Source organism: Halopseudomonas formosensis (assembly GCF_900115905.1).
Lineage (GTDB): Bacteria > Pseudomonadota > Gammaproteobacteria > Pseudomonadales > Pseudomonadaceae > Halopseudomonas > Halopseudomonas formosensis.
On sequence record NZ_FOYD01000001.1, the window covers coordinates 221039 to 242758 of the forward strand.

At 64.0% G+C, this 21720-nt stretch carries 23 protein-coding genes; 18 read left to right on the top strand and 5 right to left on the bottom strand.

Features of this window, described 5'->3' with window-relative positions:
- Window positions 1-26 precede the first annotated feature (26 nt).
- From BM046_RS01110 to ung, 3 genes are read left to right on the top strand one after another with little or no spacing between them, the layout of a single operon-like run.
- Complete coding sequence (locus BM046_RS01110; protein ID WP_090536138.1) at window positions 27-1310, top strand: flavohemoglobin expression-modulating QEGLA motif protein; 1284 nt, start codon at window positions 27-29, stop codon at window positions 1308-1310.
- A gap of 23 nt (window positions 1311-1333) precedes the next feature.
- Window positions 1334-1672 carry a hypothetical protein gene (locus BM046_RS01115; RefSeq protein WP_090536140.1) on the top strand — a complete coding sequence of 113 codons (339 nt, stop codon included), beginning with the start codon at window positions 1334-1336 and terminating at the stop codon, window positions 1670-1672.
- Entirely contained in the window at window positions 1669-2355 is a 687-nt protein-coding gene (gene ung, locus BM046_RS01120) for a uracil-DNA glycosylase (RefSeq protein ID WP_090536142.1), read from the top strand. Before BM046_RS01115 ends, ung begins: the two co-directional genes overlap by 4 nt.
- A 9-nt stretch (window positions 2356-2364) precedes the next feature.
- Here the strand turns inward: ung and BM046_RS01125 are convergent, their stop codons facing one another.
- From BM046_RS01125 to ygfZ, 3 genes are all read right to left on the bottom strand, one after another.
- Window positions 2365-3429 carry an NAD(P)H-dependent flavin oxidoreductase gene (locus BM046_RS01125; RefSeq protein ID WP_090536143.1) on the bottom strand — a complete coding sequence of 355 codons (1065 nt, stop codon included), beginning with the start codon at window positions 3427-3429 and terminating at the stop codon, window positions 2365-2367.
- A gap of 65 nt (window positions 3430-3494) precedes the next feature.
- Window positions 3495-4328 carry an HDOD domain-containing protein gene (locus tag BM046_RS01130; RefSeq protein WP_090536144.1) on the bottom strand — a complete coding sequence of 278 codons (834 nt, stop codon included), beginning with the start codon at window positions 4326-4328 and terminating at the stop codon, window positions 3495-3497.
- Between the two features lie 15 nt (window positions 4329-4343).
- Entirely contained in the window at window positions 4344-5330 is a 987-nt protein-coding gene (gene ygfZ / locus BM046_RS01135; protein WP_090536146.1) for a CAF17-like 4Fe-4S cluster assembly/insertion protein YgfZ, read from the bottom strand.
- Between the two features lie 142 nt (window positions 5331-5472).
- On the opposite strand from ygfZ, the gene BM046_RS01140 reads away from it, so the two are divergent.
- Together BM046_RS01140 and BM046_RS01145 are read left to right on the top strand one after the other, a co-directional pair.
- Window positions 5473-5727: an FAD assembly factor SdhE gene (locus BM046_RS01140; RefSeq protein ID WP_090536148.1), complete on the top strand. Its 255-nt coding sequence runs from the start codon at window positions 5473-5475 to the stop codon at window positions 5725-5727.
- The gene (locus BM046_RS01145; protein ID WP_090536150.1) at window positions 5711-6163 is read left to right on the top strand and encodes a hypothetical protein; all 453 of its coding nucleotides are present in this window, start codon (window positions 5711-5713) and stop codon (window positions 6161-6163) included. The genes BM046_RS01140 and BM046_RS01145 overlap by 17 nt, the downstream gene beginning before the upstream one ends.
- Here the strand turns inward: BM046_RS01145 and nadB are convergent.
- Complete coding sequence (gene nadB, locus BM046_RS01150) at window positions 6132-7745, bottom strand: L-aspartate oxidase (RefSeq protein WP_090536152.1); 1614 nt, start codon at window positions 7743-7745, stop codon at window positions 6132-6134. The genes BM046_RS01145 and nadB overlap by 32 nt on opposite strands.
- A gap of 316 nt (window positions 7746-8061) precedes the next feature.
- On the opposite strand from nadB, the gene rpoE reads away from it, so the two are divergent.
- The 13 genes from rpoE (at window position 8062) to acpS (ending at window position 18905) form a co-directional block, all read left to right on the top strand.
- Window positions 8062-8637, top strand: a complete 576-nt coding sequence (gene rpoE, locus BM046_RS01155; RefSeq protein WP_090536860.1) for an RNA polymerase sigma factor RpoE — start codon at window positions 8062-8064, stop codon at window positions 8635-8637.
- 51 nt (window positions 8638-8688) lie between these two features.
- Window positions 8689-9309 carry a sigma-E factor negative regulatory protein gene (locus BM046_RS01160; RefSeq protein ID WP_090536154.1) on the top strand — a complete coding sequence of 207 codons (621 nt, stop codon included), beginning with the start codon at window positions 8689-8691 and terminating at the stop codon, window positions 9307-9309.
- A gap of 17 nt (window positions 9310-9326) precedes the next feature.
- Entirely contained in the window at window positions 9327-10271 is a 945-nt protein-coding gene (locus BM046_RS01165; RefSeq protein ID WP_268875167.1) for a MucB/RseB C-terminal domain-containing protein, read from the top strand.
- The gene (locus BM046_RS01170; protein ID WP_090536157.1) at window positions 10268-10750 is read left to right on the top strand and encodes a SoxR reducing system RseC family protein; all 483 of its coding nucleotides are present in this window, start codon (window positions 10268-10270) and stop codon (window positions 10748-10750) included. The genes BM046_RS01165 and BM046_RS01170 overlap by 4 nt, the downstream gene beginning before the upstream one ends.
- A 7-nt stretch (window positions 10751-10757) precedes the next feature.
- A complete protein-coding gene (locus tag BM046_RS01175) occupies window positions 10758-12182 on the top strand; it encodes a DegQ family serine endoprotease (protein ID WP_090536159.1) in 1425 nt (474 codons plus the stop codon).
- A gap of 157 nt (window positions 12183-12339) precedes the next feature.
- Window positions 12340-14139, top strand: a complete 1800-nt coding sequence (gene lepA, locus BM046_RS01180) for a translation elongation factor 4 (RefSeq protein ID WP_090536161.1) — start codon at window positions 12340-12342, stop codon at window positions 14137-14139.
- Between the two features lie 27 nt (window positions 14140-14166).
- A complete protein-coding gene (lepB, locus tag BM046_RS01185; RefSeq protein ID WP_090536163.1) occupies window positions 14167-15045 on the top strand; it encodes a signal peptidase I in 879 nt (292 codons plus the stop codon).
- Window positions 15046-15130: 85 nt separating this feature from the next.
- Window positions 15131-15487 (top strand): DUF4845 domain-containing protein, encoded by a 357-nt coding sequence (locus BM046_RS01190; RefSeq protein WP_177197760.1) that lies wholly within the window; start codon window positions 15131-15133, stop codon window positions 15485-15487.
- The gene (gene rnc / locus BM046_RS01195) at window positions 15484-16170 is read left to right on the top strand and encodes a ribonuclease III (RefSeq protein WP_090536167.1); all 687 of its coding nucleotides are present in this window, start codon (window positions 15484-15486) and stop codon (window positions 16168-16170) included. The genes BM046_RS01190 and rnc overlap by 4 nt, the downstream gene beginning before the upstream one ends.
- On the top strand, window positions 16167-17066 hold the full coding sequence (gene era / locus BM046_RS01200) for a GTPase Era (protein ID WP_090536169.1): 900 nt from the start codon (window positions 16167-16169) through the stop codon (window positions 17064-17066). Before rnc ends, era begins: the two co-directional genes overlap by 4 nt.
- A gap of 2 nt (window positions 17067-17068) precedes the next feature.
- On the top strand, window positions 17069-17788 hold the full coding sequence (gene recO / locus BM046_RS01205; protein ID WP_090536171.1) for a DNA repair protein RecO: 720 nt from the start codon (window positions 17069-17071) through the stop codon (window positions 17786-17788).
- On the top strand, window positions 17785-18528 hold the full coding sequence (gene pdxJ, locus BM046_RS01210) for a pyridoxine 5'-phosphate synthase (protein ID WP_090536173.1): 744 nt from the start codon (window positions 17785-17787) through the stop codon (window positions 18526-18528). Before recO ends, pdxJ begins: the two co-directional genes overlap by 4 nt.
- Window positions 18525-18905, top strand: a complete 381-nt coding sequence (gene acpS / locus BM046_RS01215) for a holo-ACP synthase (protein WP_090536175.1) — start codon at window positions 18525-18527, stop codon at window positions 18903-18905. The genes pdxJ and acpS overlap by 4 nt, the downstream gene beginning before the upstream one ends.
- Here acpS and BM046_RS01220 read toward each other — a convergent pair.
- Window positions 18894-21701 (bottom strand): response regulator, encoded by a 2808-nt coding sequence (locus tag BM046_RS01220; RefSeq protein ID WP_090536176.1) that lies wholly within the window; start codon window positions 21699-21701, stop codon window positions 18894-18896. The two genes, acpS and BM046_RS01220, sit on opposite strands and share 12 nt — an antisense overlap.
- Window positions 21702-21720 lie beyond the last annotated feature (19 nt).

The window sequence follows — 21720 nt, forward strand, 5'->3', positions numbered from 1 at the left end:
GGACAGCCGACTGAAAGGAGCCAGACATGGCGGTAAAGCAGAGCGAGCAGTACCAACTGGTGATCCGCAGCCTGTCCGACCGCATTGTCGAGGCGCAGGCGCCGATCCGGGTGCTGGATGCCATCAAGTGGGATGACGGCATCCGTGACCGGTTCTTCCGCGACGGCTGCCGCAAGCTGCCGGAGGTCGGGCCGGACTACTACAAGCGCCGGCCCCTGAGCTTCGATCCGGCCGAACGGCTGCAGCTGTTCCAGGACATCGAACGGGATATCACCCGGCAGCTGGGTACCTTCAATCCGGTCGGCCAGATCATGCGCCGCATGTGCCGTGAATACCGCATGGTGCTGCGGATGATCGAGGGGCGCGGCACCGCCGAGTTCGGGCGCATCTCCCAGGAGCTGTACGGCTCTGCCTCCGACGCCTTCCACGCGGGTGATCCGACCATCACCGACCTGGGCATCATGCTCACCGAGTCGCTGAGCAATATCGGCAACGATCTGGGGCGCGAGCCCAAGACCATAGCCGCGCCCGAGGCGGTGGCCATACTGCAGGAGCAGATGGACAAGGTGTTCCCGGATGATCAGACGGTACGGGTGTTCGAGTCCGACGGCATTGTCGCCGATGCCGCTGCCGGCGCCGATTACATCAAGATCCGCAGCGATGCCATGTTCAACCAGCGGGATCTGAAGATCCTCGCGGTGCACGAGGGCATGGTGCATGTGGCCACCAGCCTCAATGGCCAGCACCAGCCGATCTGTACCTTCCTGGCCAAGGGGCCGCCGTCCTCCACGGTCACCCAGGAAGGTCTGGCGATCCTCATGGAGGTCATCACCTTCGCGTCCTACCCCTCGCGCCTGCGCAAGCTGACCAACCGCACCCGTGCCATCCAGCTAGCCGAGTCCGGCGCCAACTTCCTCGACGTCTTCGATTTCTATCGGGGGGAGGGGTACAGCGAGGAGGACAGCTACAACAATGCCAGCCGGGTATTCCGTGGCTCCAGCAGCGATGGGCTGCCCTTCACCAAGGACCTGGCCTATCTCAAGGGCTTCATCCTGACCTACAACTACATCCAGCTGGCGGTCCGTCAGGGCAAGCTGCAGCAGATCCCGCTGCTGTTCTGTGGCAAGACCACCCTGGAGGACATGCGTACCCTGGGTCAGCTGGTGGAAGAGGGACTGGTGGTGCCGCCGCGCTATCTGCCCGAGCCCTTCGCCGACCTCAATGCCCTGAGCGCCTGGATGTGCTTCTCGGGCTTTCTCACCAACCTCAGCCTCGACCGTATCGAGGCCGATTACGCCAACATACTCTGATCTGTTTCCCGAGGAGGATCGCCGTGAGCGAGCAGCAGGAAGTCAACAAGTTGCCCTATATCCTGACCGCACTGGGCACCCTGTTCCTGACCATGGCCATACTGCATTTCTATGGCTACCTGAATTTTGCCCGAGAGGAGGAGGGGCTGCTGGTGGCCGACTTCGGTCTGGTGACCCTGGGCTCCAGCGAGGCGGGCCAGCTGCAGGCGCGGCCGGCCGATTACGTTGCCGAATGCGTGGACGGCGTGATGATCCTGCATGCCACCCGGCACAACGGCCTGTCCGGTCTGCTGGTGGACGGCCGCCAGCGTGTGGTGCGCTGTAACGCCCAGGCGGTACCGGCGGCGCCCACCAGTCCATGAGTCGGCCGGTGCAACTGGCCGAGGACTGGAAGCAGGCCCTCGGCGATGAGTTCGAACAGCCCTACATGCAGCAGCTGCGGGAGTTCCTGATTGCGGAAAAGGCCGCCGGCAGGACCGTCTATCCCCCCGGCCCGCAGATCTTCAACGCGCTCAATTCGACGCCGCTGGAGCAGGTCAAGGTGGTGATCATCGGCCAGGATCCCTACCACGGGCCGGGTCAGGCCCACGGGCTGTGCTTCTCGGTACAGCCCGGTGTGCGACCGCCGCCCTCGCTGCAGAACATCTTCAAGGAGATCCAGCGCGATCTGGGCCATCCGGTGCCCGATCATGGTTGTCTGCAGAGCTGGGCCGAACAGGGGGTGCTGCTGCTCAATGCGGTGCTCACGGTGACCCAGGGCCAGGCCGGCGCCCACGCCAATCGCGGCTGGGAACGCTTCACCTCGCGCATCATCGAGATCCTCGATCGGCAGTGCGAGCACCTGGTGTTCATGCTGTGGGGCAGTTATGCGCAGAAGAAGGGAGCGCATATCGATGAGTCGCGCCATTGCGTGCTCAAGAGCGTGCATCCCTCACCGCTGTCGGCGCACCGTGGCTTCATCGGCTGCGGGCACTTCTCCGCAGCCAATGCCTACCTCGTCAAGAACGGGCGCGAGCCGATCGACTGGCAGCTGCCGCCGCTCTGAGCGGCCTCATCAGGGCCAGCCGCATTCCTCCATCAGCCGGGCGACCAGCTCGCTCGCCGGCAGCGCCCTGGCCAGGGGCGCGCCCATGCCGGCCCAGTGCGCAGCGAATTCCCGAATGCCCTGTTGACTGGCGGCGGCATGCAGCTGCTTGGCCGCATCATAGGCCATGGGGTAACCCGCCGGGCGTGGACTGTCGGCGGCGCTGCCGTGCTCGATCAGCCGGTTGAGCAGGCCCCGGGCCGGGCGGCCGGAGATGGCTGCGGTCAGCCGGGTATGCCCGGCGCGCGGGCTGGCCAGCATCTGCCGGTAACCCTCGTTGGCCGATGACTCGGGGCAGAGGATGAAGGCCGTACCCAGCTGCGCGGCGGCTGCACCCAGATCCAGCATGGCACGGATGCCCTGGCCATCCATGATGCCGCCGGCGGCGATTACCGGCAGTCGGCAGCGGGAGGTCAGCAGGCGTACCAGTACCGCCGTGCTCAGCTGTTCGTCGTTGCCATCGGGGTTGAAGATGCCACGGTGACCGCCGGCCTCGATACCCTGGGCAACGATGCCGTCCAGCCCGGCCTGCTCGATCAGCCTGGCCTCTTCCAGACTGGTGGCGCTGGCCAGCAGGCAGATACCTGCCTGCTGCAGGGCCCTGAGGGCGTCGGCAGAGGGCAGACCGAAGTGGAAGCTGACCACCGCCGGGCGTTGCTCAAGCAGCATCTCCAGCATGGCGTCATCCTCGACGAAGCTCGGATAGCCGACCTTGAGCGCGCTCGGTTCGGCGGCGCCGATTTCCCGGAACAGCGGGCGCAGATGCTCCAGCCATGCCGCCTCAAGCGCCGGATCCGGCTGCGCCGGAGCGTGGCAGAACACATTGATGTTGAAGGGACGGTCGGTCAGCGCCCGGGTCTGTTCGATCATCTGTCGGGCCTGGGTCACCGGGGATGGTCCTATACCGAGCGAACCCAGACCGCCGGCATTGGATACCGCCGCAGCCAGTGCCGGGGTTGAAACGCCGGCCATGGGCGCCTGGATCAGCGGGAGACGAATACCCAGGCGGGCGAGAAGGTTCACAGGGCGGGGCATGATTTCTCCTTGGGCGGAAATGGACCATCCGGAGCCGTCATTGTACCCCCGGCCCGGGACAGGACCTAGCCGAGCAGGGCCATGGCCGCTTCCATTTCCGCGGACAGGTCTTCCTCTTCCTGATCACTGGCCGGATTGAGTCCCAGTCGTGCGAAGGAGGGAATCTGGCTCCAGTCCAGCTGGGTGAAGGGGTGCTCGGTCCCGGCGATGCTCTGCAGCATGGCCACCTGGACGATATCGGCGTAATCCACGCTCTCAGGCTGGCGCTGGAAGTCCAGATGCTCGCTGGGGATGCGGCGCAGTGGCTGTGGGAATTCCCAGGCGGCGAGGATACGATCGCCGATCAGCGGATGGATGCGCTCGATGACCAGGTCCAGGGTGACGGAGTCCTGCAGCAGCTCACTGTTTTCCTCGGCGTAGCTGAGGATCGGCAGCACGCCGATCAGGTGCACCAGGCCCGCCAGGGTCGCCTGATCCGACTTGAGCCGGGTGTAATGCTTGCACAGCACATGGCTGATGCCGGCCACCTCGGTGCTGCGGGCCCACACCGCGCGCATGCGCTGGTCGATGATGTCGGTGGTGGCCTGGAACAGCTGGGCCATGGCCAGCCCGGTAGCCAGGTTGGCGGTATAGACCACGCCGAGGCGGTTGACCGCCATCTGCAGGTCAGTGATCTCCTGACGGGAGCGCAGCAGCGGGCTGTTGACCACCTTGATCAGCCGCGCGCTCAGTGCGGTGTCGGTGCTGATCACCCGGGCCAGCTCGCCGATGCTGACATCCGGGTCCTCGGCGGCCTCGCGGATGCGCAATGCCACCTCGGGCAGGGTGGGCAGCACCAGCTGATCCCGTTCGATTGCCTGAATCAGTTCGTCCTGAATGCGCTCGGCCAGATCGGTCATAGTGTCTTCCTTGAGTCAGTGGGCAGCCTCGTCGGCAGCCATCTGTTGTTCGTAGGGGAGGGTGGATACCCTTAGTGGCTGGGCGCTGTCAGCCAGTGTCAGATCCGGCAATTCTGCCGCGTCCTTCTGCAGTACGGCAAGTAGCTCGATCTGCCCGCCGGCCCGGGCCGCCATCACCACCTCGCCCACCGACTGGCTCTGGCCGGCTCGGTGGACAGCAGTGCCGGGTGCCGGTACCTGCTCGCCATCCCACAGCAGGCGATACATGCGCCGCTTGAGCTTGCCCAGATACTGCATGCGGGCAACGATCTCCTGGCCGGTATAGCAGCCCTTGCGGAAACTCACACCGCCCAGTTGCTGCAGGTTGAGCATCTGCGGAATGAAGCTTTCGCGGGTGCCGCCGCGCACCTGCCCCAGACCCAGGCGGATCTGCTGCAGCTCCCAGGCTTCGACGGGCAGGGGCTGCGCCTGTGTGCTCAGGGCGCGCACCTTTTTCTCCGCTTGGGCCGCCGGCAACCAGATCTCCCAGGTATGCTCACCTGTCGCCAAGGCCCGGCCAGTCTCTTCGTCGTCGCTGGCCTGCGCCAGGTCCGCCCCGGCGATGGCCGTCGCCGCCGCTTCACCCCACAGACCCAGACGCACCCACTGCTGACTGGCATCGGTGAGTTGTACCTTGAAGAACACCGCGTAACGGTTCAGGTCCTGCTGCTGGGGTTCGAGCAGGTCGGCCGCCATGGCCAGCAGGTAGCTCTGCTCGCTCAGCTTCAGCAGGCGGAAGCTCGACTGCATGCGGCCCTGGGGATTGCAGCGGGCGCCAAGGGTATGTTCGCCGGGTTGCAGGGCGGCCACGTCACAGGTCAGCTGACCCTGCAGAAAACGGGTGGCGTCGGTGCCCTGCACTGCCAGTACGGCCTCCTGATCGAGCAGGGCCAGGCCGGTGGCGGGTAAAGAGTCGGGCAATTCGGTGGGGAACAGGAGGGACAGATCGGGGAAGGCTGGCATGGTCTCTGACGGTCTCCAGTACTCGGGTTAACGGACGCGAGGCTACATCATAGGACTGTGGCGGGCCGTTGTCAGTGCCGGTGTGCTCGCCAGGGGTTATACTTGCCCTTCGAAGCAATCTTTTATTGATGGAGAGGTCTGGATGTCGGCAGAAGTGGAAAAGAAGCGTTTGTACTGGCACAGCCGGCGCGGCATGCTCGAGCTGGACGTGCTGCTGGTACCTTTTCTTGAAGAAGCCTATCCCTCGCTGGATGACGAGGACAAGGCGCGCTACCGCCGACTGCTGGAATGCGAGGACCAGGACATGTTCGTCTGGTTCATGCAGCGTGGCGAACCGGAGGACCCGGATCTGCGACGCATCGTGAGGATGATACTGGACCGTGTACAGCCCAAGTGACACCCTGCTGCTCAGGCGTCAGCCTTCGCGCTGGCTTGGCGCACTGCTGATACTGCTGACGCTGCTCGGCTGCGTCGCCCTGTATCAGAGTGCCATGCCCGCGCTGCCGGCGCTGGTCTGCGGCCTGCTGCTGTGGTTCCACTGCCTGTGGATCTGGCCGCGGCAGGTCAGTCTGCGCCATGCCGACTCGGTGACCGGGTTGCGCTTTGACCAGGAGGGCTGGCACGTGCTGCGCCGTGACGGCTCGGAAGCGGGCGCACGGCTGCAGGCGGATACCTTCGTCAGTGCCCTGCTCACTGTGGTCCGCCTGCGCGAGCCCGGCCGTCTGCTCCCGGTGTCGGTGATACTGCCCGCCGACGCCGCCACCGAGGATTCCCTGCGGCGCCTGCGCCTGCGTCTGCGCTTCAGTCGTCAGCGCTGGGCGGCTGCAGAATAGTATCCCGCGCTTCGTCGAGCAGCTGCGGGTAGTCCAGGGTGTAGTGCAGCCCGCGGCTCTCGCGGCGCAACATCGCCGACCTGATGATCAGGTCCGCCACCAGCGCCAGGTTGCGCAGCTCCAGCAGGTCCCGGGAGACCCGGTAATTGCTGTAGAACTCGTGGATTTCCGCCAGCAGCATGTCCACCCGGTGCTTGGCCCGCTGCAGGCGCTTGGTGGTCCGCACTATGCCCACGTAATCCCACATGAAGCGCCGCAGCTCGTCCCAGTTGTGGGAAATGATCACATCCTCGTCGGAATCGGTCACCTGACTCTCATCCCACGGCGGCAGCTGATCCGGCAGGGGCGCGCTGTCCCATCGCTGGAGAATGTGGCGGCTGGCGGCGCGGCCGTAGACGATGCATTCCAGCAGTGAGTTGCTGGCCATGCGGTTGGCGCCATGCAGGCCGGTGAAACTGGTCTCGCCGATGGCGTACAGCTGGTCCACATCGGTCTGGCCGTTGCTGTCGACCATGACGCCGCCGCAGGTGTAATGCGCCGCCGGGACCACGGGGATCGGCTCGCGGGTGATGTCGATGCCGAAGCTCAGGCAGCGCTCGTAAACCGTGGGGAAGTGCTCGCGTATGAAGGCGGCCGGCTTGTGGCTGATGTCCAGATACACGCAATCCAGCCCCAGACGCTTCATCTCGTGGTCGATGGCGCGGGCGACTATGTCCCGGGGCGCCAGTTCGGCACGCTCGTCGAAGTGGGGCATGAAGCGGGTGCCGTCGGGCAGCTTGAGCACCGCCCCTTCACCACGCAGTGCCTCGGTGATCAGGAAGCTCTTGGCCTGGGGGTGATACAGGCAGGTGGGATGGAACTGGTTGAACTCCAGGTTGGCCACCCGGCAGCCTGCACGCCAGGCCATGGCGATGCCATCCCCCGAGGCGCTGTCCGGGTTGCTGGTGTAGAGATACACCTTGCTCGCGCCGCCGGTAGCCAGTACGGTGAATCGGGCGCTGAAGGTCTCCACATGACCGCTGTCGCGGTTGAGGATGTAGGCGCCGAGGCAGCGGTGGCCCGGCAGACCCAGCTTGCTGCTGGTGATCAGGTCGATGGCGACCCGGTTTTCCAGCAGGGCGATGTTCGGGTGTGCCTGGGCCTGGCGCTGCAGGGTGTTGAAGATGGCGGCGCCGGTGGCGTCGGCGGCGTGGATGATCCGACGGTGGCTGTGGCCACCTTCGCGGGTCAGGTGGAAGTCCTCGGTCTCGGTGCCGTCCTCGCCCCGTTCACGGGTGAAGGGTACGCCCTGCTGGATCAGCCAGCCGATGGCTTCCCGGCTGTCGCCGACGATCTGTCGAACGGCATCCTCATGGCACAGGCCGGCGCCCGCGATCAGGGTATCCTGCACGTGGGCGTCGACGGTATCGGTGTCGTCGAGTACTGCCGCCACGCCACCCTGGGCCCAGAAGGTCGAGCCTTCCGAGAGACTGCCCTTGCTGAGTACGGCTACACTGAGCCGGTCCGCCAGGTTCAGAGCCAGTGTCAGTCCTGCTGCGCCGCTGCCGATTACCAGTACATCATATTGCTGTTGTCGGGTCATTGAGGTCTCTTCATGCCAGTGTCGGACCCTGCCGGTGAGGCTGGTGGCTGAATTATAAGAGCAGGTTGTAACAGAGTACTACCTGCAAGGGGAGAGTGGCGCGCGGAACGGGCCGACACTCGTGGCGTCTCAGCGTTGCGGGCGCATCCATTGCTGAATATCATCAGAATTTATCACCTGTTGCGGAACTTTGTTCTTGCTTCAGGCTCTGAGAGCTGAACCTGAGTGAGGGGAGAACTTTTGGTTACATCGCGGGTCTATCGCAACAGAATGAGTCTGTCGGGTCAGGGCGCGGGTGCCCCGGTGGGTCTTCACCATGACTGAACAGACCGACCAGCAACTGGTCGAAAGGGTACAACAGGGAGACAAGCGGGCGTTCGACCTGCTGGTGTTGAAATATCAGCACAAGATTCTCGCCCTGGTGACCCGTTTCGTACACGATGGGCACGAGGCGCAGGATGTGGCTCAGGAAGCTTTCATCAAGGCCTATCGTGCTCTGGCGAATTTCAGAGGAGACAGCGCGTTCTACACCTGGCTGTACCGGATCGCGATCAACACGGCCAAGAACTACCTGGTGGCACGGGGGCGTCGGCCACCGGATTCCGATATCGCAGCCGAGGATGCCGAGTACTATGACGGCGACAGTGCACTCAAGGACATTCACTCACCTGAGCGAGATCTCCTGCGTGACGAGATCGAGCAGGTAGTCAACCGTACCCTGCAGCTGCTGCCGAGCGATTTGAGAATGGCTCTGACCTTGCGCGAGTTCGAAGGGCTGAGCTACGAAGACATAGCAAATGTGATGGAGTGTCCGGTGGGTACAGTGCGATCAAGGATATTCAGAGCACGTGAAGCCATCGATAAAGCCCTGAAGCCGCTGCTCGAAGCGTGACTCCGGGAAACCGTGATGCCCTGCGGGGCCTTTTATGACAGAGGTAGATCAATGAGTAGCGAATCCTTGCGCGAATCCATTTCCGCGCTCATGGACGACGAGGCAGAGCAACTGGAAGTGCGCCGCGTCCTTCATGCCAGTGAACAGGATCCGGATGTACGCCGCAGTTGGGAAAGATACCAGCTGGCAAGATCTGTCATGCACAAGGAGCCCTGGAACACCGGGATCGACCTGTCGGCCGGCATTGCCGCCGCGCTGGCGGACGAGCCGCAGCTGGCGGTCAAGGCCCGGACCTCCTCGCGCTGGAAGACCCATCTGGGGCGTGTCGCCGTGGCGGCATCGGTTACCGTCGCCGTGCTGGTAGGTGTGCGCATGGTCAACCATGACCCGGCAGTGACCAGTCAGATGGCTTCGGTTGAGCATGGCGTACCCGCGACCAGTGCACCGGTAAGCGCTGCCCCGGCCATTGCGCCCGTGGGTGCCGGCGCGGTGCTGGCAGGTTTCTCGTCCCATGCGGATCAGAAGCCCCAGCCGACCGAACAGATGAGCGAGCCCTCGGACTGGCAGGAGCAGCGCATGGGTACCTACCTGCGTCGCCATGCGGAGAACAATGCGCAGAGTGCACCCCAGCTGGTGCCCTATGCACGTGCAGCGAGCCTGGAAAACAACTAGTGCCACGACTGAAAAGCGTGATCGGGTGGTTAGGAGCGACCACCCTGTTTGCATCCCCTGCGCTATGGGCTGCAGACAGTACTCTCTGGCTGGAGCGAATGGCGCAGGCAGTGCGAGAACAAAGCTACCATGGCTCCTATGTATACGAGCGTTCCGGTATCTTCACCACCCAGGACATCTGGAAGCAGGTTGGTGATGACGGTATTCGGGAGCGCCTTCTGCAGACCGCCGGACGCTACCAGGAATGGCTGCGACAGGATGGCCGTCTGGTCTGCGCCACCAACTCCTCCCTTTCCCAGGGCCGCTCACAGACCTCGCTGCGAGCGGGGGTGGACCCCGAACAGCTTCTCGAGTGGTACAGCATGCGTAACCTGGGCACGACCCGGATTGCCTCGCGTGATGTGACCGTCATCGGCATCCAGCCCAAGGACGGCTTCCGCTTCGCCCATGAGCTGTATATCGATCACGAGACCGGGCTGTTGCTCAAGTCGCTGCTGGTCGATGAGAGTCGGGAACTGCTCGAGCGCTTCCAGTTCACCACCATCTCCTTTGATGAAGAAAACTACAGCAGCGGGCTTGAGCCAGGGGAATCCTGTCGCGAGGTCAGCGTCGTGGAGCCGCCGGCAGGGGTGGACGTTCCGTTCTGGGAGCCCCAGTGGATCCCGCCGGGGTTCACTCTGGGTGAGCGCCAGATCCAGAGCATCAATGGTGATGGGCCTTATGTCAGCTCGCAGATCTACAGCGATGGTCTGACCAGCTTCACCCTCTTTGTCGAACCGTTGGGGCGTGACAAGCTGGCCGAGGATCTGCGTGCACGACTCGGGCCCACTGTTGCGGTCAGTCGCCGGCTCATGGCTGACAGCGACTTCTATCTGGCCACGGTGGTCGGCGAGATTCCGCCGCGTGCCGCAGAGCGCATAGCCGACTCACTGAGCGAAGCGGTGGTGGGAGCCCGGCGGTGATCGAGGAGCGCGGCCGCGTGCTCTCCGTGGAGGGCAATTGCCTCTGGATAGAGACGGTGCGCCGCAGTGCCTGCGACAGCTGTCAGGCGCGTAACGGCTGCGGCCAGTCGGTACTGCAACGGCTGGGGCTGGGCGCGCGGCAGGGGGCTATCCGGGTGGTCGACGAGGCCCCCGTCAGTCATTACAGGGCAGGGGACGAAGTGGTGATCGGTATCGAGGAAAACGCCGTGGTGCGGGGTTCGGTACTGGTTTATCTTGTTCCCCTGCTGGGGCTTTTTGCCGGGGCTCTGCTGGCGCAGAGCAATGGTGCGGCTGAGCCCTGGATTGTTTTCGCGGCAGTCTCCGGCCTGGGTGCCGGGTTTGCCGTTACCGGCTGGCTCGCGCGTCGCACGCAGGGTGACCCGGCATTCGTGCCGAGGCTGCTGGGCAGGGCGGTCGACGCGCCGGGCGTTGTCAGCGAGATACGCGTAAAGGAGTGATACCCATATGACAGCAGTACGGCAATGGTTGCTGATGGTGGTGGGTCTGTGGTTGCTGGCTTGGCAATCCGCAGCAACGGCCCAGTTGCCCGACTTCACCGATCTGGTGGAAGAGGCGTCTCCGGCGGTAGTGAATATCAGCACCCGACAGAATGTGCCCGCCCGCGGCGCCGGGATGGGCCCCATGATCCCCGAACTCGAAGGCTTGCCCCCGATCTTCCGGGAGTTCTTCGAACGCAGCATTCCCGATGGCTCGCGCTCTGCTCCCCAGCGTCAGGCCCAGTCCCTGGGCTCGGGATTCATCATTTCCAAGGACGGTTACGTCCTGACCAACAACCATGTGGTGAGTGGAGCGGACGAGATTTTCGTGCGTCTGTCCGACCGCCGCGAACTGGAAGCCAGTCTGGTGGGTGCTGATCCGCGCTCGGACCTGGCCCTGCTCAAGATCGATGCCGGCGCCGACCTGCCGGTGGTACGCATGGGCAAGTCCGCCGACCTGAAGACCGGCGAGTGGGTGCTGGCCATTGGCTCGCCCTTCGGCTTCGAGTACTCGGTTACCGCCGGGATCGTCAGTGCCAAGGGTCGCAGCCTGCCCAACGAGAGCTACGTGCCCTTCATCCAGACCGATGTGGCGATCAACCCCGGCAACTCCGGCGGTCCGCTGTTCAACCTCAAGGGTGAGGTCGTCGGCATCAACTCGCAGATATTTACCCGCTCGGGTGGTTTCATGGGGCTGTCCTTTGCCATTCCGGTGGATGTGGCCATGGATGTGGTCGAACAGCTCAAGAGTGATGGTGCGGTGCGCCGCGGCTGGCTGGGTGTAGTGATTCAGGAAGTCAACAAGGATCTGGCCGAGTCCTTCGGTCTGCCCCGTCCCGCCGGCGCCCTGGTGGCGCAGATCATGCCTGACGGTCCCGGTGACAAGGGTGGCCTGCAGGTGGGTGACGTGATTCTCAAGCTCAATGATCAGGACATCGTCATGTCCTCGGATCTGCCGCACGCGGTGGGTCGTCTGCGTCCCGGTACCCGGGCCACCATGCAGGTCATGCGCGGTGGCAAGCGTGAGCAGCTGACCGTGGAAATCGGCGCGCTGCCCGACGACGATGCCCTGGCTGCGGCGGGCTCTGCAGCCCCCAATGCGCCTTCGGCCACGGATAACCGGCTGGGTCTGGCGGTGGTCGAGCTGACTCCCGAACAGAAGAAAGCGCTGGATCTCAATCACGGTGTGGCGGTGCGTGAGGTGCGCGCCGGTCCGGGTGCCATGATCGGCCTGCGTCCCGGCGATGTGATCACCAACCTGAACAACCGCCCGATCCAGTCCGCCGCGGACTTCGAGAAGGTTGCCCGGGAGCTGCCGGTCAACCGCTCCATCTCCATGCGCGTCATCCGTCAGGGACGCGCCAGCTACATCACCTTCCGTCTGTCCGAATAAACCTGCTTCTGCCGGTGTGTGCCCGGGCCTCCGGGCCCGGGCGCACACCGGGACAGATGGCGTGCCGTAGCGGAATCGGGTACACTTGCGGGCTGTTTTCGGGGGCACTCCCCGGTCACCGCCATGTCTGGCAAACCATCTCTGGAAGAACCCTGCAGTGAGCGACCTCAGCCTGATCCGCAACTTCTCTATCATTGCCCACATCGACCATGGCAAATCGACCCTGGCCGACCGCTTCATCCAGATCTGCGGTGGCTTGAGCGAACGTGAGATGGAGGCCCAGGTACTGGATTCCATGGACCTGGAACGTGAGCGCGGCATCACCATCAAGGCTCACAGCGTCACCCTCTACTACAAGGCGCGGGACGGCAAGACCTACCAGCTGAACTTCATCGACACCCCCGGTCACGTCGACTTCCACTACGAGGTCAGTCGCTCGCTGGCGGCCTGCGAAGGCGCGCTGCTGGTGGTGGATGCTGCCCAGGGCGTGGAGGCGCAGTCGGTGGCCAACTGCTACACGGCGATCGAGCAGGGCCTGGAAGTGATGCCGGTGCTGAACAAGATCGACCTGCCCCAGGCCGAACCGGAGCGGGTCAAGGAAGAGATCGAGAGCGTGATCGGCATCGACGCCACCGACGCCGTGGTCTGCAGTGCCAAGAGCGGCATTGGTGTGGAGGACGTGCTGGAGCGGCTGATCGAGGTGATCCCGCCGCCCGAGGGGGAGATCGAGGCTCCCTTGCAGGCGCTGATCATCGATTCCTGGTTCGACAACTACCTGGGCGTGGTGTCCCTGGTCCGTGTCAAACAGGGCCGGATCAAGAAGGGTGACAAGGTGCTGGTGAAGTCCACCGGCAAGGTCCACCAGGTCGACAGCGTCGGCGTATTCAACCCCAAGCACACCGAAACCGTGGACCTCAAGGCCGGTGAGGTGGGCTTCATCATCGCCGGCATCAAGGACATTCACGGCGCCCCGGTGGGTGACACCCTGACCCTGTCCAGCACACCCGACGTGGAAATGCTGCCCGGCTTCCAGAAGGTGCAGCCCCAGGTGTTCGCCGGTCTGTTCCCGGTCAGCTCCGACGATTTCGAGGATTTCCGCGACGCGCTGGAGAAACTCACCCTCAACGACGCCGCGCTGCAGTATGAGCCGGAAAGCTCCGATGCGCTGGGCTTCGGTTTCCGTATCGGCTTCCTCGGCATGCTGCACATGGAAATCATCCAGGAGCGCCTGGAGCGCGAGTACGACCTGGACCTGATCACCACCGCCCCCACCGTGGTCTATGAGGTGGTGAAGAAGAACGGCGACATCATCTATGTCGACAACCCCTCGCGCCTGCCCGACCCGGCGGTGATCGAGGAGATGCGCGAGCCGATCGTGCGCGCCAATATTCTTGTGCCCCAGGACCATCTTGGCAGCGTCATAACCCTGTGTGTCGAGAAGCGTGGCGTACAGCGCGACATGGTCTTCCTCGGAACCCAGGTGCAGGTCAGCTACGATCTGCCGATGAACGAGGTGGTACTCGACTTCTTCGACCGACTGAAGTCGGTCAGCCGCGGCTATGCTTCCCTGGATTACGCCTTCGACCGCTTCCAGGCGGCCAAGCTGGTGCGGCTGGATGTCCTGATCAACAACGAGAAGGTCGACGCCCTGGCGCTGATCGTGCACCGCGACAACGCCGCCTACAAGGGGCGCCAGCTGGTCGAGAAGATGAAGGATCTGATCCCGCGGCAGATGTTCGATGTTGCCATCCAGGCAGCCATGGGTGGTCAGATCGTGGCGCGCTCCACGGTCAAGGCGCTGCGCAAGAACGTACTGGCCAAGTGTTATGGCGGTGACGCCAGCCGCAAGAAGAAGCTGTTGGAGAAGCAGAAGGCCGGCAAGAAGCGGATGAAACAGGTGGGTAACGTGGAGATTCCGCAGGAAGCCTTCCTTGCCGTGCTGAAAGTAGACAACTAGGGTCCCGGGGGCGTTGCAAGTCTGACTATGCATATCAATTTTCCGCTGTTGCTGGTGATCGCCGTGGCTGTCACCGGCCTTCTTGCTTTGCTCGATCTCCTGTGGCTGGCGCCGGCGCGCCGTCGTGCCGTCAACGCCTACGAATCCAGCGCACCGGTGGTGGATCCGGGCACCCTGCAGCGCCTGAACAAGGAGCCGCTGCTGGTCGAATACGGCAAGTCCTTCTTCCCGGTGCTGGCGGTGGTGCTGATCCTGCGCTCCTTCCTGGTGGAACCCTTCCAGATTCCCTCCGGCTCGATGAAGCCGACCCTGGAGGTTGGCGACTTCATCCTGGTCAACAAGTTTTCCTACGGCATCCGCCTGCCGGTGCTGGACACCCGGATCATTCCGGTAGGCGAGCCGCAGCGCGGCGATGTCATGGTCTTCCGCTATCCCAACGACCCGCGCATCAACTACATCAAACGGGTGGTCGGCCTGCCCGGTGACCGCATCGGTTACGCCGACAAGCAGCTGTTCGTCAACGGTGAACCGGTCGAGCGCGAGCTGCTGCGCACCGTGGCCGACGACGAAGTGCCCGCTGGCCATCCGCTGCAGGCCCTGGCCCGGGTTGACATCTATCAGGAACAGCTGGGCGATGCCGTCCACGAGGCCCGTTACAAGAAGGTCTCGCAGACACCGCCGGCGCGGGAATGGATGGTACCCGAAGGGCACTACTTCATGGTTGGCGACAACCGCGACAACTCCAACGACAGTCGCTACTGGTCCTCAGCGGATATGCCGACGGAGTTGTGGGGAATGGTTCCGGACAACTATATTGTCGGCAAGGCCTTTGCCGTGTGGATGCACTGGCCGGAACCTAAACTGAAGAATCTGCCTAGTTTTTCCAGAGTAGGGCTGATCGACTGATGCGGTGAACTCAGCCAGGGACAGTGGCAGCAACGATATCAACAACGGACGTACGAGGGTTACCATGCGGCATTCTCAGAAAGGCATGTCTTTTTTTGGCTGGCTGGCGGTCATTGCACTGGTGGTGTTCGGCGCTGTCGTCGCCATGAAGCTGACGCCCATCTACCTGGACCATTTTGCGCTGCGCAAGATAGTCACCTCGGTCAACGAGGACCCGAGCCTGAAGATCGGCTCGCTGCGCGACCTGCAGGCGCATATCACCAAGGGCATGCAGATCAACAGTATCCGCGATATCAAGGCCGATGAAGCCATTACCGTCACTGCCAGCGGTACCAACACCTATACTGTGGTGATCAAGTACGAGGTGCGCTCACCGCTGCTTAACACCGTGGACCTGCTGGTCCATTTTGATGAAACCCATATTGTCAGACCTCTAAAGTGAGCAACAAGCTAGACCGACTGGAAAGAAAGATAGGATACAGTTTCAGGAATCAGGATCTGCTGGTACTGGCGCTTACCCATCGCAGCCTGGGTGGGCGCAACAACGAGCGGCTGGAATTTCTCGGCGACTCGATTCTGAATTTTGTAGCGGCCGAAGCGCTTTTCGAGCGCTTCCCGCAGGCCCGGGAAGGCCAGCTGTCACGCCTGCGGGCGCGGCTGGTCAAGGGCGTCACCCTGGCCGAGCTGGCCAAGGGATTCGATCTGGGCGAATACCTGCGCCTGGGCTCTGGCGAACTCAAGAGCGGCGGCTTCCGCCGTGAATCCATCCTCGCCGATACCACCGAAGCCATCATTGGCGCCATCTACCTGGACGGCGGCATGCAGGCGGCCCGCGAGCGCATCCTGCTGTGGCTGGCCGGGCACATGGAGAGCCTGACCCTGGTCGACAACAACAAGGATCCCAAGACCCGCCTGCAGGAGTACCTGCAGAGTCAGCACAGCGATCTGCCCCATTACGAGGTGGTGGATATCAGCGGTGAGGCCCATTGCCGGACCTTTCGCGTGGAATGCCGGGTCGAACTCATGACCGGCAAGACCTCGGGGGTCGGCAGCAGTCGCCGTCTGGCCGAGCAGGAAGCCGCCAGACTGGCCCTCATCGCCATGGGCGTGGAGAAAAGTGAATGAGCGATAAGGCGCCGCGTTGCGGCTATGTGGCAATCGTCGGGCGGCCCAATGTGGGCAAGTCGACGCTGCTCAACCATATCCTGGGACAGAAGCTGGCGATCACCTCGCGCAAGCCCCAGACCACCCGGCACACCCTGCTGGGAATCAAGACCGAGGACAATGTCCAGGCCATCTACGTGGATACCCCCGGCCTGCACAAGGACGCCGAGAAGGCCCTCAACCGCTTCATGAACCGCAGTGCCTCCCAGGTGCTGCGCGATGTCGACGTGGTGCTCTTCGTGGTCGACCGCACGCGCTGGACCGATGAGGACGAGATGGTCTGGAACAAGGTCCGGCATCTGGAGTGTCCGGTGCTGCTGGTGGTCAACAAGGTTGACCGGCTGGAGGACAAGGCCGAGCTGCTGCCCCATCTGGAATGGCTGGCCGGCCAGCTGCCGAATGCCGAGATAGTGCCGGTGTCGGCGCTGCATGGCGGCAACATCGAACGTCTGGAACAGCTGGTGGCCGAGCGCCTGCCGGAGAGCGAGCATTACTATCCCGAGGATCAGCTGACCGACCGCAGCTCGCGTTTCCTTGCCGCGGAACTGGTGCGCGAGAAGGTCATGCGCCAGCTGGGCGCCGAAGTGCCCTATCAGGTGGCGGTGGAGATCGAGCAGTTCGAGAAGGTCGGCAAGGTGCTGCACATCCATGCGCTGATCCTGGTCGAGCGCGACGGCCAGAAGAAGATCATCATCGGTGATGGCGGTGCGCGCATGAAGAAGATCGGCCAGGAGGCCCGGCTGGACATGCAGAAGCTGTTCGGCAGCAAGGTGATGCTGAACCTCTGGGTCAAGGTCAAGCGTGGCTGGTCCGATGACGAGCGGGCACTGAACTCGCTGGGCTACCGTTTCGACTGAGCATGACCCCGTCGCTGAGTCCGGCCTATGTGCTGCACAGCCGCCCCTACCGGGACAGCAGTGCCCTGGTCGACCTGCTGACCCTGCATCATGGTCTGCAACGGGTGGTCTGGCGTGGCGCACGTGGTCAGCGGCGCAAGGTCTCGCCGCAGCCCTTCATGCCCCTGCTGGTGGGGCTGGGCGGGCGCTCGGAACTGAAAACCCTGACCCAGGCCGAAGTTGCCGGCCGTTTCAGCCTGCTGCAGGGCGAGACCCTGTTCAGCGGACTCTACCTCAACGAACTGCTGGTGCGCCTGCTGGTTGGCGGTGAACCCCAGCCGATCCTGTTTGCCGCCTATCAGCAGAGCCTTGAACAGCTTGCCGCCGGTGACCCGGTGGAGCCCATACTGCGGCGGTTCGAGTGGCAATTGCTGGAGCTTCTGGGCTATGGTTTCAGCCTCACCGAGGACGCCCACGGCCAGCCGCTGGATCGGCACCGGGACTATGCCTGGTACGCCGGCGAGGGGCTGCGACCCCTGCATGATCCGCTGCCGGGCGCCATCGGGCTGTCCGGTGCCGCGCTGCTGGCCATGGCGGCCGACGACTGGAGCGCGCCGGCCACCCTGCGCGCCGCCAAACAGCTGATGCGCCAGGCCCTGAGTGTCCACCTCGGCGACCGGCCGCTGGTCAGTCGCAGCCTGTTCCGCCGGCAAACCCCTTCCATCAAAGGAGAGCAACAGTGAGTCATCCCCAGCGTGTACTGCTAGGTGTCAATATCGATCATGTGGCCACCCTGCGTCAGGCCCGTGGTACTCGCTATCCGGATCCGGTCCAGGCCGCCATCGAGGCAGAGCAGGCCGGTGCCGACGGCATCACGGTACACCTGCGCGAGGACCGCCGGCATATCCAGGAGCGCGACATCCGCCTGCTGGCCGAAGTGCTGCAGACGCGCATGAACCTGGAAATGGCCATCACCGACGAGATGCTGGCCTTTGCCGGCGAGATCCGTCCGGCCCACGTGTGCCTGGTGCCGGAGCGGCGCGAAGAGCTGACCACCGAAGGCGGTCTGGATGTCGCCGGCAACCTGGCACGGGTGCAGCAGGCGGTGGAGCAACTGGCCGGGTACGGCTGCGAGGTGTCCCTGTTCATCGATGCCGACCCGCGGCAGATCGAGGCCGCGCGCGATGCCGGCGCCCCGGTCATCGAGCTGCACACCGGACACTATGCCGACGCCAGTGGAGCGGAGCAGGACCGGGAGCTGGTGCGCATCCGCGAGGGTGTGGCCTATGCACGCAAGCTGGGTCTGGTGGTCAACGCCGGACACGGCCTGCACTATCACAACGTCGAGCCGATCGCCGCCATTCCCGGCATCAACGAGCTCAACATAGGTCACGCGATCATCGCCCGGGCGCTGTTTTCGGGACTGGCCGCGGCAGTGACCGAGATGCGAACCCTGATTGCCACCGGCGAAGCCTGCCAGTGATAGTGGGAATAGGCACCGATCTGGTGCTGCTCAGCCGTATCGAGGCCGTGCTGGAGCGCCAGGGTGAACGCTTTGCCCGGCGCATCCTGACGCCCGCCGAACTGCAGCGCTTCCTCGCGCACTCGCAGCCGGCGCGCTATCTGGCCAAGCGCTACGCGGCCAAGGAGGCGATTCTCAAGGCGCTGGGGACCGGACTGGCCAAGGGCATGTCCTGGCAGCACATGCAGATCGACAACGACGCCTATGGCGCCCCTCTGGTGACCCTCAGCGGCGCGGCGCTGGAGCGGCTGCAGCAGGGGGGTGGCGGGCGCATGCTGCTGTCGCTCAGTGATGAGCGCGAGCAGGCGCTGGCCTTCGCCCTGTGGTCAACCGACTGAGGCTTCGGCGGTTTCGCGCAGACGCGAGATCGCCACCAGTACCGCCTCCACGGCCGCCGCGCTGTCCTCTCCCTTCTTCAGTCGGGTTTCCGCTTCCTGGCAGCAGGCGCGCAGTTGCGGTACGCCGCAGTAGCGGGTTGCGCCGTGCAGCTTGTGAATGATCTCGCGCAGGGCGGCCTGATCGCCCTGCTGTCGGGCGGAGGCGATGCTGCGGGCGGTTTCCGGAAGGTCCCTGAGCAGCATCTGCAACATGTCCCGGGCCAGATCCGCCTTGCCTGCCGCCAGTCTCAGCCCCTCTTCATGATCCAGCACCGCCGGTGACGTCGCTTCGGGCTCCGGCGGTTCGTCGCGCTGCGTCGACAGCGGCGGTACTACCGGCTCGCCCTCGTGGGTCAGCATTCCGGTCCACTTGTTCACCGTCTGGCGCAGCTGCTCGGCGGTGATGGGCTTGGTCAGATAATCGTTCATGCCGCATTGCATCAGCTGGCGCCGTTCGCTTTCCAGCGCATGGGCGGTGACCGCCACTATGGGTACGGGGTCGAAACCGGCGATCTCCTCGCGCTGGCGCAGTTCGCTGGTGACCTGGCGGCCATCCATGCCCGGCATCTGCACGTCCATGAAAATCAGATCGACCGGGGATTCGGTGAGGATGTCCAGGGCCTCCTCGCCGCTGTGGGCGAGCAGGGCAGCCACGCCGATATCGGCGAGGAAGGCTTCCAGCAGGCGCAGGTTGGCGGGCTGGTCATCCACGCAGAGTACCTGCGGAATACGGCTGGGGTTGGGCAGCACCGGCAGCGCCGGTGCCGGCTGGCCGCCATCGAGCAGTTGCAGTACGGCACGGTACAGCTTGCGGGTATTGACCGGCTTGGACAGGGTCTGGCTCATGGAGCGCGGCAGGCGGTCGAGCAGGGGGTAATGCTCGGTGGTGTCGGTGAGTACCAGACTCTTGCAGATATTGAACTCGGACCACTGGCGGATCAGCTCCAGGGTTTCCCCGGGCGGGGTGCTGGTATGCCGGGTGCTGACCAGCGCCAGCTGCAGCGAGTGGTCACGGTGTACCGGTGAGGTCAGCGCCTCGTGCAGCTCCCGGGGATTGTCGAACATGCGCACCGACAGGCCTACGTTCTCCAGGCTGTGCAGCAGCATCTGCCGGCTCAGCAACTGGGGTTCCACCAGGGCGGCACGCAGCCCCAGCAGCGGTCGCTCGGGCAGGTCGTCCTCACTGTGGATCGAGCGCTTCAGGCGCAGGGTCAACCAGAACTCGGAGCCTTCCCCGGGCTGACTGCGCAGGCCGATTTCGCCCTGCATCTGCTCCACCAGCCGCTTGGTGATCACCAGCCCCAGCCCGGCACCGCCGGCCTGGCGGGAAAGCGAGTTGTCGGCCTGACTGAAGGCCTTGAACAGTGCCTTCTGCTGGGTCGGCGAGAGGCCGACGCCGGTATCGCTGACGCTGATGCGCAGCAGCACCTGTTCGCTGTCCTGCTGCTCGGCCATGACCCGGACGCTGACCGAGCCCTCATGGGTGAACTTGATGGCATTGCTGATCAGGTTGGCGAGGATCTGCTTGAGCCGCATGGGGTCGCCGCTGAGCCCCAGCGGGGTGTCGCGGTAGATGATGCTGACCAGCTCCAGTCCCTTGCTGTGGGCGCTGGGGGCCAGCATGGTCAGGGTCTCGTCGACCAGATCGCGCAGATTGAACGACAGGTTCTCCAGCACCAGCTTGCCGGCTTCGATCTTGGAGAAGTCGAGAATCTCGTTGATGATCGCCAGCAGGCTGTCGGCGGACTTGCTGATGGTGGTCAGGTATTCCTGCTGACGTGCGGTGAGGTCACTGCGCTGCAGCAGGGTGGTGAAGCCGAGGATGCTGTTGAGCGGGGTGCGCAGCTCGTGGCTCATGTTCGCCAGGAACTCCGACTTGATGCGGCTGGCCTCCTGGGCGGTCTTGCGCGCCAGATCCAGCTCGATGTTCTGGATCTCGATGGTTTCCAGGGTCTGGCGCAGGTCCTCGGTGGCCTGATCGATGTTCTGCTGCAGCTCGCCCTGGGCGCTCTGCATGGTCTGGGCCATGTTGTTGATGCCCTGGGCCAGGTCCTCGAGCTCCCGGCTGCCCTGATCGGTCAGGCGTACATCGAAGTGGCCCTGGCTGATCTGGTTGATGGCGGCGTTGAGCCGCAGGATCGGCTGGGTGATGCGACGGCCCATGAGCGACACCACCGCCGCGGTCAGACCCAGCCCGACGAGAATGGTCATCAGGGTCGCCAGCAGCCCCTGGTACTGGCGCAGCTGGGTGTTGCCATGGCTGAGCTCCACCTCCAGCCAGCCGAGCAGGCTGTCGGCCTCGATCTGCGGATAGTCCTGGCGCGAGGGCAGGTCGGCACTGGCCAGCAGGGGCATCATGAAACGACTGCTATGGCTGCTGCGCTGGATCTGCAGGCCGGTGCCGGCGGCCAGGCCGACGTTAGGCAGGGGTTGGCCCGCCGGGTACATCCTCGGGCCGCGATGTTCCAGCGCGACCATCTCGGTGTCGTAAAGGGTCAGGGCGCGGACGTCGGTATAATTGAGGGCGTTGTAGAGGATGCTGCCGATCTGCCCGGTATCACCGTTGAGCAGGGCGGTGGCGGCCGGCTGCTGCAGGTATTCCATGGTCATCAGGCCGCGCTGCAGCAATTGTTCTTCCGTGTAACGCAGCTGCTGCCAGCTGAAGTAGCCGCCCATCACCAGCGCCATCAGGCCGGTGGGGAGCAGGGTCATCAGCAGCAGGCGGGCGTTGATCCCCATTGACGACTGGCGTTTCATCGCTGGCTTATTCAATGTG

What these genes read in the sequence shown, in the direction of transcription:
- recO (WP_090536171.1), top strand. Translation starts at nt 17,069, where the DNA reads ATGACCCCGTCGCTGAGTCCGGCCTATGTGCTGCACAGCCGCCCCTAC.
- BM046_RS01110 (WP_090536138.1), top strand. Translation starts at nt 27, where the DNA reads ATGGCGGTAAAGCAGAGCGAGCAGTACCAACTGGTGATCCGCAGCCTG.
- ung (WP_090536142.1), top strand. Translation starts at nt 1,669, where the DNA reads ATGAGTCGGCCGGTGCAACTGGCCGAGGACTGGAAGCAGGCCCTCGGC.
- rpoE (WP_090536860.1), top strand. Translation starts at nt 8,062, where the DNA reads ATGACTGAACAGACCGACCAGCAACTGGTCGAAAGGGTACAACAGGGA.
- nadB (WP_090536152.1), bottom strand. Translation starts at nt 7,745, where the DNA reads ATGACCCGACAACAGCAATATGATGTACTGGTAATCGGCAGCGGCGCA.
- BM046_RS01130 (WP_090536144.1), bottom strand. Translation starts at nt 4,328, where the DNA reads ATGACCGATCTGGCCGAGCGCATTCAGGACGAACTGATTCAGGCAATC.
- lepB (WP_090536163.1), top strand. Translation starts at nt 14,167, where the DNA reads ATGCATATCAATTTTCCGCTGTTGCTGGTGATCGCCGTGGCTGTCACC.
- era (WP_090536169.1), top strand. Translation starts at nt 16,167, where the DNA reads ATGAGCGATAAGGCGCCGCGTTGCGGCTATGTGGCAATCGTCGGGCGG.
- BM046_RS01140 (WP_090536148.1), top strand. Translation starts at nt 5,473, where the DNA reads ATGTCGGCAGAAGTGGAAAAGAAGCGTTTGTACTGGCACAGCCGGCGC.
- BM046_RS01190 (WP_177197760.1), top strand. Translation starts at nt 15,131, where the DNA reads ATGTCTTTTTTTGGCTGGCTGGCGGTCATTGCACTGGTGGTGTTCGGC.
- BM046_RS01220 (WP_090536176.1), bottom strand. Translation starts at nt 21,701, where the DNA reads ATGAAACGCCAGTCGTCAATGGGGATCAACGCCCGCCTGCTGCTGATG.
- BM046_RS01175 (WP_090536159.1), top strand. Translation starts at nt 10,758, where the DNA reads ATGACAGCAGTACGGCAATGGTTGCTGATGGTGGTGGGTCTGTGGTTG.
- BM046_RS01125 (WP_090536143.1), bottom strand. Translation starts at nt 3,429, where the DNA reads ATGCCCCGCCCTGTGAACCTTCTCGCCCGCCTGGGTATTCGTCTCCCG.
- ygfZ (WP_090536146.1), bottom strand. Translation starts at nt 5,330, where the DNA reads ATGCCAGCCTTCCCCGATCTGTCCCTCCTGTTCCCCACCGAATTGCCC.
- BM046_RS01160 (WP_090536154.1), top strand. Translation starts at nt 8,689, where the DNA reads ATGAGTAGCGAATCCTTGCGCGAATCCATTTCCGCGCTCATGGACGAC.